Origin of the sequence: Psychrobacter sp. 16-MNA-CIBAN-0192 (genome assembly GCF_040309565.1) — a bacterium.
In the GTDB taxonomy this organism is placed as follows: Bacteria; Pseudomonadota; Gammaproteobacteria; order Pseudomonadales; family Moraxellaceae; genus Psychrobacter.
Window position 1 is genome coordinate 156,928 of the sequence record NZ_JBEOOX010000002.1, and the last position, 12,206, is coordinate 169,133.

10 protein-coding genes are annotated in these 12,206 nt (G+C 43.8%); 5 read left to right on the top strand and 5 right to left on the bottom strand.

The features are described from left to right. Positions 1-11 precede the first annotated feature (11 nt). Entirely contained in the window at positions 12-1,481 is a 1,470-nt protein-coding gene (gene miaB, locus AAEY78_RS02535; protein ID WP_352337049.1) for a tRNA (N6-isopentenyl adenosine(37)-C2)-methylthiotransferase MiaB, read from the bottom strand. 677 nt (positions 1,482-2,158) lie between these two features. Here miaB and AAEY78_RS02540 point away from each other — a divergent pair. The 4 genes from AAEY78_RS02540 to AAEY78_RS02555 all read left to right on the top strand — a co-directional run bounded on the left by AAEY78_RS02540 (position 2,159) and on the right by AAEY78_RS02555 (position 7,006). Continuing rightward, on the top strand, positions 2,159-4,141 hold the full coding sequence (locus AAEY78_RS02540; RefSeq protein WP_352337310.1) for a lytic transglycosylase domain-containing protein: 1,983 nt from the start codon (positions 2,159-2,161) through the stop codon (positions 4,139-4,141). 506 nt (positions 4,142-4,647) lie between these two features. Next, positions 4,648-5,349, top strand: coding sequence for a ribonuclease T2 (locus tag AAEY78_RS02545; RefSeq protein ID WP_352337051.1), 702 nt, complete (start codon positions 4,648-4,650; stop codon positions 5,347-5,349). 197 nt (positions 5,350-5,546) lie between these two features. Continuing rightward, complete coding sequence (locus tag AAEY78_RS02550; RefSeq protein ID WP_352337052.1) at positions 5,547-6,530, top strand: malate dehydrogenase; 984 nt, start codon at positions 5,547-5,549, stop codon at positions 6,528-6,530. A 236-nt stretch (positions 6,531-6,766) separates the two neighbouring features. Further along, positions 6,767-7,006, top strand: a complete 240-nt coding sequence (locus AAEY78_RS02555) for a DUF2789 domain-containing protein (RefSeq protein WP_352337054.1) — start codon at positions 6,767-6,769, stop codon at positions 7,004-7,006. Positions 7,007-7,135: 129 nt separating this feature from the next. Here AAEY78_RS02555 and ribF read toward each other — a convergent pair whose 3' ends face one another. Further along, the gene (ribF, locus tag AAEY78_RS02560) at positions 7,136-8,176 is read right to left on the bottom strand and encodes a riboflavin biosynthesis protein RibF (protein ID WP_352337056.1); all 1,041 of its coding nucleotides are present in this window, start codon (positions 8,174-8,176) and stop codon (positions 7,136-7,138) included. A 149-nt stretch (positions 8,177-8,325) separates the two neighbouring features. Between ribF and AAEY78_RS02565 the strand changes: the two genes are divergently transcribed. Next, positions 8,326-8,985, top strand: coding sequence for a GNAT family N-acetyltransferase (locus AAEY78_RS02565; RefSeq protein WP_352337058.1), 660 nt, complete (start codon positions 8,326-8,328; stop codon positions 8,983-8,985). Positions 8,986-9,020: 35 nt separating this feature from the next. Here AAEY78_RS02565 and AAEY78_RS02570 read toward each other — a convergent pair whose 3' ends face one another. The 3 genes from AAEY78_RS02570 to ampD form a co-directional block, all read right to left on the bottom strand. Next, on the bottom strand, positions 9,021-9,671 hold the full coding sequence (locus AAEY78_RS02570; protein WP_352337060.1) for a hypothetical protein: 651 nt from the start codon (positions 9,669-9,671) through the stop codon (positions 9,021-9,023). Positions 9,672-9,780: 109 nt separating this feature from the next. Next, positions 9,781-11,331 (bottom strand): murein biosynthesis integral membrane protein MurJ, encoded by a 1,551-nt coding sequence (murJ, locus tag AAEY78_RS02575; RefSeq protein ID WP_352337062.1) that lies wholly within the window; start codon positions 11,329-11,331, stop codon positions 9,781-9,783. Between the two features lie 157 nt (positions 11,332-11,488). After that, the gene (gene ampD / locus AAEY78_RS02580; RefSeq protein WP_352337311.1) at positions 11,489-12,064 is read right to left on the bottom strand and encodes a 1,6-anhydro-N-acetylmuramyl-L-alanine amidase AmpD; all 576 of its coding nucleotides are present in this window, start codon (positions 12,062-12,064) and stop codon (positions 11,489-11,491) included. Between the last annotated feature and the right edge of the window lie 142 nt (positions 12,065-12,206).

A 12,206-nucleotide genomic window follows, 5' to 3' on the forward strand; every position in this document is an offset into this window, starting at 1 on the left:
TAAGCGACTATTTAAGCAACCACTTCTACCAATTCACCTTTTACCATATGCGGACTAACAAAATCAGTGATTTTTACATTGACGATTTTGCCCAGTAGCTCATCCATTTTATCTTCGTCATAAGGGAACATTACGGTGCGCGTATTATCCGCTGTACCGATTAGGCAATCAGGATGGCGATTGGCAACTTGCTCAACCAAGACGCGAGCGGTAGTACCGACCATGTCATGTGATTTTTGTAGCGTTGAGTCGATAATGACTTTTTGGAATTCAGCTAAGCGCGCTTTTTTAGTGGCAAAGCTGACTTCATCGGGCAGTTCGGATGCGGGTGTGCCTGGACGTTTAGAGTAAATAAAGCTGTAAGAATGGTCGAAGTTCAGTTCTTTTGCTAGATTTAAAGTATCTTGAAAATCAGCATCGGTCTCACCGGGGAAACCAATAATAAAGTCACTCGATAAATGCATATCGGGGCGAATGACTTTTAATTTTTCAATTTGATTGATATAAACATCAATCGTATGGTTACGCTTCATCGCGGCTAAAATTGCATTTGAGCCACTTTGCACGGGTAAATGTAGATGCGATACCAATTGTGGTAATTGCGCATACGCATCAATAATATCGTCAGTAAATTCTAGCGGATGGCTGGTGGTATAACGAATACGCTCTACGCCATCGACATGCGAGACGTAATGCAATAGCTCAGCGAAACGGCAAATGCTGCCATCGTCTTTTTCGCCGCGATAGCCATTGACGTTCTGACCCAAAAGATTAATTTCACGCACACCTTGTGCCGCTAAGCTATCAATTTCAGCCAATACATCATCTAGCGGGCGTGATAATTCTTCACCACGGGTATAAGGAACCACACAGAATGAGCAATATTTTGAGCAGCCTTCCATAATAGAGACAAAGGCTTTAAACCCTTCAACGCGTGGCTCTGGCAAGAAGTCGAACTTTTCAATACTAGGAAAAGAGACATCAATCGTCCCAATCCGATTCTTGGGTGCGATGTCTTTTTGTTCGTTAGATTGGTCATACAGCTCAGGCAAACGGTGCAATGTTTGTGGACCAAACACCATATCGACATGAGGGGCGCGTTTTTGGATATTGTCACCTTCTTGCGAGGCTACGCAACCGCCAACGCCAATGACCAAATCTGGGCGTTTTTCTTTTAATTTGCGCCAGCGTCCAAGCTCTGAAAATACTTTTTCTTGCGCTTTTTCACGAATAGAGCAGGTATTCATGAGCAGCACGTCAGCTTCATTAATGTCATGCGTCAGTTGCATGCCGTGCGAGTCGCCCAGCACGTCGAGCATTTTGTCAGAATCATAGACATTCATCTGACAGCCTTGGGTGGTAATAAAGACTTTTTTAACCGCGCTCATATCTTGCGCAGCACTTGGCTCTACGAGTGCCGTGACAGCAGGGGTTGCGACTGCAGCGTCAACGGTGCGGGGGTCGAATACAGAAACACTCATAAGGATAAGTCCATGATTATCAAACAAAATATAGTAGCAGCACGCCATTATAGGTGGCGTATTTTATCATAATCGACTACCAATGTGAAAAGTAACCGTTTATGATTAACGATAAGGATAAAAAATTATTAATAATACTATCAACTGCTTAACGTATAATCGCTTATAGTACGGTGCTCATTATAAGCAACAGTGAGCTATTTTTAATAAATAAGTAAGGTACGTTTTTGCAAAAAATAAGTTAAATCGTATGTATTATTCAACTTGTGTTACCTCGTACTGTCTTATTCAGGGATAAATGGTAAGGATGGTGGCTGCAAGTGCAAGGAATATAGTAGAATAAACGCGATATGATAGGGGCGTTAAGTGCCATAGTGACAACCGTTACTATCAAAAACTATCAAAAACTATCAAACACTATCAAAAAATTCTTAAAAAAACGCTAAATTTAGAAATGTTCTAAATCAAAAATGTCTTAAATTTAAAAAATAGATGCTAAATAGATATCAAACATTCAGTTAATAAAGAGAACACGTATGACAAAGCAGCCTGCTGCCAATCAAACTCCTCAGTCTAATCGTAATAATAAGCAGCGTTCGCTTAGACAAGGCAAACAAGGAACAGCACGGACACAAGCGCGCTCGTTACGTTTGAGTGCCTTTAGTGTGGCAGCTGCAATGAGTGCGCTTGGCTTATCGCAGGTGGCTTGTGCTAACCCTTACAGCAGCTACTCTCAAGGCAGTTATTCGCAAGATACCAGCGTCAATTCTTTTACCGCTGCCGCGCAAGCTGCCAGTCGCGGTGATGTCAATGCGCTATATGGTTATGAGCAGCAGATGAGTGGCGGCTTATTTGCTATGTATCCGACTTACTGGCGGATGAATTTAGACTTAAATATGCAAAGCTCAGCAGCAGTGGCACAGTTTGTCCGTCAGTATCCAAAGACGGTCATGGCAGAAAAGCTGGTGGCAGATTTTGCTGAGACCAAAGCCGCTTCTGGAGATTATGCGTCTGTGCGTCAAGTGGCAAACTTGGTGACCAATCCAGATCGCAGTGAAAGTTGCGCCATTGCCCTTGGCTTTAATCACGGCGGCGATACCATGCGCGCGCTGGCAGAAAAGCCATTTGTCTGGCTAAATACCTCCAAGCAACCTGCACTGTGCGATCAGCTAGCAGCCGAGATGAATAATAATCCACTGATTAGCAATCAGGACAGAACGGCGCGCCTAAAACGTATGTTACGTAAAGGCAGTACCGGCGATATCATGGCGTTGTCATCCCGCTTAGGGTTGTCCATTCCTTATTCGGCACTCAGTGAGATTCAACTTAATCCTAATGCCTTTATCAGTCGTTTTGGTGCTCAGCCTGCCAGCCAAGTCAATCAATACCTGTATCTTTACGCCATTGGACGCATTGCTGATAAGTCCTATCGCGAGGCGGCACAGCAAGTAGAGTATGATATTAAACAAGACAATCAGCGCGCGCAAAAGTTATTAAATGAAGAAACGCGCCGTTATGCTTATCGCACGGTTGCGGTTAAGCGCATGGGTTTTAATACCGACGATGGCTTTGATATCGAAGCACTAAATTGGTTTCGCAATAGCTTAGATAATGATTTTAATCAAGAAGAAGCTGAAGAGTACGCAAAAGCTGCGATTCGTTTTAGCCGTTGGGATGATGTGGTTGAAGCCATTTCCCGAATGGATGCTGATGTTCAAAAAACCAACCAGTGGCAATACTGGCTGGCGCGTGCCTATGAGCAATCAAATGATGGTAGCAAGCGTAATATCGCCAAAAAAATGTACCAGCATTTGGCAAAAAGTAATGAATATTACGGCTTGATGGCAAAAGATAAAGTGGGTCAGCGTTTAGATACCTCTCGTTTAGGCAGCAGCTTACCGAATATCAGCGGCTCAGATCGCACCCGCGTCATGCAAAACCCACACTTTGCGCGCGCCTTTGCCCTATATAATGCCGATGCCAACCGTGCCGATGCCAACCGTGAATGGAACTGGGCAGTGAAACAGGCACGTGACAATCGTGATGATGCCCTTATTCTAGCTGCCGCCCGTCAAGCGCATGACATGGGCTGGCTTGATCGCGCCGTTTATGCGGCTGATAATACCGATACCACTACCAGCCTTGCGCTGTCGCATCCGATGCCGCACCAAAGCTCTGTCGTGCGTTACAGTCAATCTGTCGGTATTGACCCTGCGTGGGCATATGGCATTATGCGTCAAGAAAGCCGCTTTGTCAGCTCAGCGCGCTCGCATGTTGGTGCAAGTGGCTTGATGCAAATCATGCCTGATACCGCAAAATATATCGCCCGTAATTTAGGTGAGTCTTATAGCGCGAGTCGTGCCAACAGTGGTGATACTAATATTCGCTACGGCACATGGTACATGAGTGACATTCTTGCAAAACTAAATTATCAGCCCGTATTAGCAACTGCTGGCTACAATGCCGGACCTAATAAAGCCAAACGCTGGCAGCCGAATTACGGCACGCTAGCGGCTGACCAATATGTTGAATCGATTGCGTACGGTGAAACTCGAAATTACGTCAAGCATGTGATGGAAAATGCCACGATCTACAGCAGCTTACTGGGTCGCCCGCAAGGTATTAGTCAGCGTATGGGCACTATTCCTGCAGGGTTTTAATTTGTTTGCTTAAGCATATCGTTGCATGATTGAGCATTCAATGAGCTTAGTAATCTTTAATTTATAACAGAGCGTTTTAAACAGTTTTTACTCACATCGCTCATATGTAAGCACTTGATTAATAGCAATCAGGTGCTTATTTTTTATATTATTAAATTAATGATTAGAATACAGTGATAAACGCTTGAAATTTACGATTTCGCTATAGATTAAAAGTTTAGAGTTGCTAATATTGTGTAGCTTATAAGTGATGTATGATTTGAATTATTAACGATGACATATTAGTGAATATGCCGACGTTTCTATTTTGCTAGAAATGCATTATAGGTTGGTTAGGGATTAGCGGGCAGCATTGCCATAATTATCATATAACACCATGTAAGAGCATTGCTCATAACTATATTGTCCAACATATTCAAGCTGTGTAGCAGGGTAATCGTTACTACTCTCTATTCATTTTTCTGTCATTACTCTTGTTTGATAACCGCCAGATGCTGTTTTTAATTATGATAAATTTTTTTTCAAAATCCTTACTTTCGCTGTGTTCCCAATCCTTTACTAACAGCGCCAGCACGCGTCTGTTAGTAGCTGCTGGTATGGTGCTATTGCTACAGGGAATGGTATTGTTACCTGCTCAAGCAGCAAATCCGGCTAGATCAGGTCAGCAAGTGCTAATGATTGAGATGACGCCTGCGTTATGTAGTTTGCAGCCATCGCGCGCGCGTATGCGTCAATGCCTTGAAGGCTATTCGTTAACAGTATCTGGGTTGGATTTAGGATATGGTGAACGTTGCGGACGCGGTAGTGAACCGCGCTTGACGCCACTTCAGCTAAAGGTGGTTAACCGTATCATGCCAGACACCACAGTGCGCACCCAAGCATGGCAACGTTACGGTGCTTGTAGCCCATTAAGTTCGAGCAGCTATTTTCGGTTGATTGTCAATCATGCTGGACAGGTTAAGCTGCCCAATGAGCTGAATACGGGCAACAGTTATACCGTATCAAAATCACGCTTCGTTGGACAAATGGCGCGCCTCAATAATGGCATGACACCGGCTGGTATTGATTTAATTTGTCAAAAAGACAGCCGTCGTCGACAGTCTATTTTGACTGATGTGCATGTTTGTTATGAAGGCGGGCAATATGCAAACTGTAGTAATGTGGTGGATAACTGCGGGAAAAACTTTATTATCTCCGGCGGTAAGTGATTATCTTGAGATAAACCGTATCATTATAAAATGTAACAATATGGCTAGATACTAGCCATATATCCGCTGTATTGTCTCTAGACGATTTACCAAACGAAGTGCTACACTAACCCTCGGTTTATGACTGCTATTATGCATATAGCCGGTCGCTATCTACATAATCATGAATCATCCAATAATCAATTAGGGAATATTCTATGAAACAGCCTGTTCGTGTTGCCGTAACTGGCGCTGCTGGTAATATCAGTTATGCCATGCTTTTTCGCATTGCATCTGGTGAGATGTTAGGTAAAGATCAGCCGGTTATTTTGCAATTGCTCGAAATCACGCCTGCGCTTGATGCGTTAAAGGGTGTGGTCATGGAATTAGAAGACTGTGCATTCCCATTATTGGCAGGTATTGTACAAACTGATGATGCAACGGTTGCCTTTAAAGATGTTGATTATGCGTTATTGGTTGGTTCACGTCCGCGTGGTCCAGGTATGGAACGTAAAGACTTGCTAGAAGCCAACGCCGCTATTTTCTCAGCGCAAGGCAAAGCATTAAACGACCACGCTAGCCGCGATGTAAAAGTATTGGTCGTCGGTAATCCTGCAAATACCAATGCGGTTATCGCTCAGCGTAACGCACCAGATTTAGACCCACGTAATTTCACTGCAATGACTCGTTTGGATCACAACCGTGCTATGGCACAGTTGGCTGAAAAAACCGACAGCACCGTTAATGACGTGAAAAAAATGACCATCTGGGGCAACCACTCATCGACTCAGTATCCTGATTTGACGTCTTGCACCGTGAATGGCAAGCCTGCGTTAGATTTGGTAGAGCGCGACTGGTATGAAGCCACTTATATCCCAGAAGTACAACAACGCGGCGCTGCTATTATTAAAGCACGTGGCGCATCTTCTGCTGCGTCTGCTGCCAATGCCGCGATTGCTCATGTGCGTACATGGGTTATGGGTACTGATGAGAATGATTGGGTATCAATGGGCGTCTATTCAAACGGTGAATACGGCATCTCTAAAGGCTTAATTTACTCGTTCCCAGTGATTTGCGCTAACGGCGACTGGTCTATCGTAGACGGCGTTGATGTGTCATCAGAATTTTCAAAAGAGAAAATGGCAGCCACTGAGCAAGAGCTTAACGAAGAGCGTGATGCGGTATCTCATTTACTGCCATAATAATTAGATGGTAGCTAATCTGCTTTGAATGTTTGGTATAAAAAAGCCTTCTTTAATTCGAGGGCTTTTTTACGTCTTTAATTTAAGCTATTAGATTCTAGATGTTAACATAAGTGGTAACGTTGAATAACAGTTCTTGGAATAAGGCTTGCTACAATAAATGCGTTAACAAAGTTTTTAATTTAAAAATTAAATAATGGTTAGTACCATAAGTGGAAAACTCAAGGAGAACAACAATGTTAGGCGAACCTGAATATAGTATCAATGAATTATTTGCCCAATTGGGCTTAGACAGCTCAGATGACGCTATTGATGCCTTTATTGAAAAAAATCAGTTGGCAAAAGATGAAAAACTGATTGAATCGGATATTTGGACGGAAAGTCAGCGTATGTTTTTACAAGAAGAATGGGAAAAAGATGCGGCTTGGGTTGAAGTGATTGATGATTTAAACGTGAGTTTACATCCACAAGCTTAACTTTCGTTTCTTAAAGGCGATAGTTTTCTGATTAAGTTAATGATTTAGAATCACTTAAGAGCTAAAAACCCACAATTTTTACTATTGTGGGTTTTTTAATTTTACATTAGCTATAAAATTTATAGGTGTTTAAGTTAACTGCTGTTTTCGCCACGCTAGTAACTCTACCACGTCTTGCTTAATGCCGGTTTTTAACGCTTCTAACCCATCATAACGGCGCTCACCATGCAAAAAATGCAAGAATCGAACTTGTAAGGTTTGCCCGTATAAATTGGCATGTAATTGCGGGAAATGCACTTCTAGGCGCCAATTGTGCGGTTTATCCACTGAAGGTCGGGTGCCAATATTCGCAGCGCCAAATAAGCTGTGCGCACGCAGACCTGATAGCCCCGTTTGCCCATTTTCTATCAGCGTATTAAAGCCGTTTTCTAACATCTGTCCGTTATCATCCAGTATCACCACATCGACCGCAAAAATACCATGCAAAGCAGGTTTTATCCGCGCAAGGTCAATATTAGCTGTGGGGAAATCCATGGTACGACCGATTTTATCACCGCCAATTACTGTGCCTGTAATGGTATAGTCGCGACCTAACAAGCGGTTCGCCTCACTGATATCACCGGCGAAAAGCAAATTGCGGACTCGGGTTGAGCTGATGCGCTCATCGGCAGCGTTAGGAGCTGTGATGGTGTTAAGGTTGGTAACAGGTAAGCCATACTGCCGTAAAAAGTCACTATCGCCCGTTCGATCATGCCCAAAACGAAAATCGTCGCCGAGCACCAACGCTTTTACGTTTAAGCGTTGCACCAATAAGTCAGCAAAGGCGTGCGCCGATAACGCTCGAAACTCGGCATCGAAGCTGGCAACGATTAAAGTCTCAACGCCATAAGTCGCTAACAAGGCTTGTTTTTCTGCCAAATTGGTCAAGCGTGATGGCGCAGACTCGGGCGCAAAAAACTCACGCGGCTGCGGCTCGAATATCATTACCGCTGAGCCCAGATTTTGCGCATGTGCTAACCTTTGCATTTGGGCAAGCATGGCTTGATGCCCTAAATGCACCCCATCAAAGTTGCCAATAGTCAGCACACAAGGCGCTAATGCTATCGGTTGGCGTTCATTGGCCGGGTCAGATGGTGGCGCAAGCAATTGCTCAAGAAAGTAAGTTTTCATATATTTGCAGCTAAGCTCAGACCAAATAAAAATAAAAACACAGTCAGCTAAGGGGTTGCTGTGTTCAAAACTTGCCATTATAAAGTAAAATAGCCGGACTAACATCATTAACCATACATCACTGCCGTGTACAGATTAAGAGAGCCGCTATGACTGCTTTAATTGACCCTAAGACAACAGCTGTAATGCTTAATTCGCAGTTTATAGTGCAATGCGCCAAGGAAACTGATTTGGCGGATATTTTGGCGATTTATAATCAAAGCGTCGCGGGCAAACAAGCAACGGCAAATTTAACCCCAGTGACAATGGCAGAACGAGTCGATTGGTTTAATGAGCATATTAATAATGCCAAGCGTCCCATCTATATAGTTAAAGCAATAGTTAAAGCTGCGATCGAAACTACTGATACCGCAACACAAGAGATTGAGCAAGCTACTATTCAAATGGGCGCTCAGGTTCAGATGGGTGAGCAGGAAAGTTCTGCTGCGCCAATCGTGGCATGGGGCAGCTTTAGTGATTTATATGCGCGTCCGGCTTACCATATTAGCAGTGAAATCAGTATTTATCTGCATCAGGATTACCACGGGAAAGGGCTGGGCGGCATGCTAGCACGGTGGATGTTGAGCCAAGCGCCCAGTTTGGGCATTCGCAATGTGGTGGCATTGATTCTTGCGCACAATCAGCCAAGTCTGGGTTTATTTACCAAGCTTGGCTTTACGCAGTGGGGTTATATGCCGCAAGTCTGTGACATGCAAGGGTTTATTGCCGATGTGGTGATGCTTGGTAAAGCGGTATCTGTTGATGATTAAATCGTACTTTAGCGGCTTTATCTGTGCTTACTGTTCTAGCCCAAAATTTTCCACTTACCGTCTATTTTTTGGAGTATATAACTTAATGGCGCAGGTTCACTTTGATTTTTTAGTTTTAATTCACCGATAACCGTGGCGCGAGTTTTGTCTTTATTATATTTAGTTTCAATGATGGTAACGGAATCAACGGTTTGCTGAAAGGCAAATTGAGTATTTTTTAACTCTTCTTCAAAGTTTTCCATATCGACTTGGTAATAGCTTGCTGCTTTCTCAACATCACCATAATATAACGTGTCTAGCGCCAGTTTCACCGTATCTTCTGCTGTGCCAGCTTTGGTAGGATTGGTGAGCAAACTTGGCTGCTTAGTAGCAGCAGCGATGGGACTGATGGCTTTACTGACCAGTTCTGTGCCACTAGTGTTCTTTGTAGAATTGTTGGCAGTAGAGGCATCAGCTGTGCTGTCAGTAGTAGCAATTGCTTCAGCGCCATGAACGTTAGGCGCACCAGTATCATTAGCAACTTCTGTGTCAGTCGCTGGCGTAGTGTTGGCATCTTTTTCTGTTACTACAGCCTCTGTTTTGTCGTCAGTGTCCTTACTACAGCCACTTAATAACAATCCTGCTCCTAATATACTGGTCGCAAACAGCATAGGTAATCGCTGCAACGTTAACGAAGATACTTTCATAATAAACCTCAAAATTTATGGATATATTCAGCGTAAATGATGGTGACTATTGACACAATTAACAGTCGTTTAACCTTGCAAGCGTGTACCTATTTGGTAATAAGCGGTCTTAACCATGCTTAAGCTGATGCGGACGAAAGCCAGTTGCCAATAATACACCGCCATAAATAACCGCCCCAACGACACACATAATCATCAATGCTACGACGCGCTGCCACTGTGCTGAATCGGTTGGGAAGTAAGGTAGCATTGCATAAAGGGTCGCCACCATCGCGCCTGCAGCAAGGAAGAACTGGGTAAATAACTTTTTCCAGTGGCTGCCAAAACGGAAAATTCCGCGTTGATGTAAGCAGTAATAGAGCAAGCCTGCGTTAACAAATGAAGCTGCCGTGGTAGCAAGTGCCAAGCCACCATGCAATGGAATATCGAAAAAGTAAAAAATACCAATAAAAATGACACTAAAAATCATGTTGGCGAAGACAGAAATAATCCCGATACGTACAGGCGTGCGAATATCTTGACGAGCAAAGAATGCAGGCGCGAAGATTTTAATCAACATAAAACCTAAAATACCACCTGCCATACTGCGCAGTGCTAGGGAGCTCATTTGCGCATCACGCAAGGTGAATTCGCCGCGCATAAATAATGCCTGCATCAGCACATCTGACAAGATAAATAATGCCGCTGCCGCTGGTAATCCTACCAAAATAATCAACCGTGCTGCCCAATCGATGGTTTTTCTAAAGCTGATATCGTCTTTTTTAGCTTCACTTTTCGATAAGCTTGGCAGAATCACCGTACCAATAGCGACACCAATTAAACCAAGAGGCAGCTCACTCATACGCTCAGCCGCATACAACCATGATACCGAACCGCCAATCATGAGCGATGCAAAAATGGTATTCAGTAGTAAATTAATCTGTGTCACTGATACGCCAAAAATAGCGGGCAGCATCAGCTTTAGGATGCGTCTGACCCCTTCATGCTGGAAGTCAATTCTCGGTAATACTAATAGCTTTTGCTGCGATAATTGCGGCAATTGAATAAGCAGCTGTAATAATCCTGCAATCGCCACCGAGTAGCCAAGTGCCATAATGGGCGTATCGAACATCGGTGCAAAAACCAGCGCCCCACCAATCATACATAAATTGAGCAATACCGGTGCAAAAGCTGGCGCAGCAAAGCGTCCGTAGCTCTGTAAAATACCACTGGCAAAAGCGGTCATGGAAATAAATAATAAATAAGGGAAGGTTAAGCGCAGCAGCTCGGTTGCAATGCCAAATTTATCCGGCTGGTCGGCAAAACCGGGCGCAAATAAGGTCATAACCCACGGCGCCATTAAAATAACGACCAAGGTCAGCATTGATAAAATCAACATTAACGCGCCTGAAGTACGACTGACTAGAATCTGTACTTCTTGTAAGCTGTACTTTTCTTTATATTCTGATAGCACCGGCACAAAGGCTTGACTAAACGCCCCTTCGGCAAACAGTCTGCGCAAAAAGTTGGGTATCTTAAAGGCGACCAAAAAGGCATCCATTAATCCGCCTGCGCCAAACACCCCTAATAAGACGATATCACGTACCAAACCTAGAATACGCGACAGCATGGTCATACTACTGACCACCATCGTTGAACGAAATAACCGACTTTTTGCCATGAGAACCTATTATACGAATGTATCTATTAATGTTGTATATCAATATGCTGAGGTTAAAAAAACTGTCGGATTATAGCACTTTCATGGCACAGATAAACGGCTTGAATACAAATGCTTTTTGTATTATAGGTTGAGTGAGGTACACGGACAGACGCTATTAAAAGCAGGCTACTATTCCCGCAATATCTGCGCGCAATCTTGCCCATTCAAAATAATCACCCGGATCCGTCTTACGATGCGGTGCAATATCGCTGTGACCCGTTAAATGCCGCCGCGTTTTAGGATAAGCATAATAAATGGCTACAATTACTTGTGCCAGCACGGCATATTGCGCGGACGTAAACGGCACAAAATCCGAGCCTTCAAGCTCAATGCCAATGCTATAATCATTACACACTGGTCGCCCCAAATAACTTGACTTGCCAGCATGCCACGCGCGCGCATTAAAGTTTACAAATTGAGTGATGGTGCCATCGCGTTCAATGAATAGATGCGCGGACACCTCAGCACCTTGAATCGTTTGAAAGTAGGGGTGTGCTTGCCAGTCTAACTGATTGGTAAATAAGGCTTTGACATAATGCCTACCATCCACGCTGCACGCGCCAAACTCATTCGGTGGTAAGCTGATATTATGAATGACAATCGTATCAATGCTCATGCCAGCCGGTCGCTCATTATAATTCGGTGAACACAACCATGTGGCAGCAGACAAGTAACCGTTATCAATCGTCATTGGAGACACGAGACAGGTTGATGTTGATAACGGTGTTTTTTTTGGTGTGGCTGTTAACAGTGGTAAGGGCGCAGACATGATAGCCTCTGTTCTAAAGAATAGCTAAGTGTGCACCCAATGAATATGATGCGCAAATGTTATA

Coding starts and splice junctions, on each gene's coding strand:
- miaB (WP_352337049.1), bottom strand. CDS start 1,481: ATGAGTGTTTCTGTATTCGACCCCCGCACCGTTGACGCTGCAGTCGCA.
- AAEY78_RS02540 (WP_352337310.1), top strand. CDS start 2,159: ATGAGTGCGCTTGGCTTATCGCAGGTGGCTTGTGCTAACCCTTACAGC.
- AAEY78_RS02545 (WP_352337051.1), top strand. CDS start 4,648: ATGATAAATTTTTTTTCAAAATCCTTACTTTCGCTGTGTTCCCAATCC.
- AAEY78_RS02550 (WP_352337052.1), top strand. CDS start 5,547: ATGAAACAGCCTGTTCGTGTTGCCGTAACTGGCGCTGCTGGTAATATC.
- AAEY78_RS02555 (WP_352337054.1), top strand. CDS start 6,767: ATGTTAGGCGAACCTGAATATAGTATCAATGAATTATTTGCCCAATTG.
- ribF (WP_352337056.1), bottom strand. CDS start 8,176: ATGAAAACTTACTTTCTTGAGCAATTGCTTGCGCCACCATCTGACCCG.
- AAEY78_RS02565 (WP_352337058.1), top strand. CDS start 8,326: ATGACTGCTTTAATTGACCCTAAGACAACAGCTGTAATGCTTAATTCG.
- AAEY78_RS02570 (WP_352337060.1), bottom strand. CDS start 9,671: ATGAAAGTATCTTCGTTAACGTTGCAGCGATTACCTATGCTGTTTGCG.
- murJ (WP_352337062.1), bottom strand. CDS start 11,331: ATGGCAAAAAGTCGGTTATTTCGTTCAACGATGGTGGTCAGTAGTATG.
- ampD (WP_352337311.1), bottom strand. CDS start 12,064: ATGACGATTGATAACGGTTACTTGTCTGCTGCCACATGGTTGTGTTCA.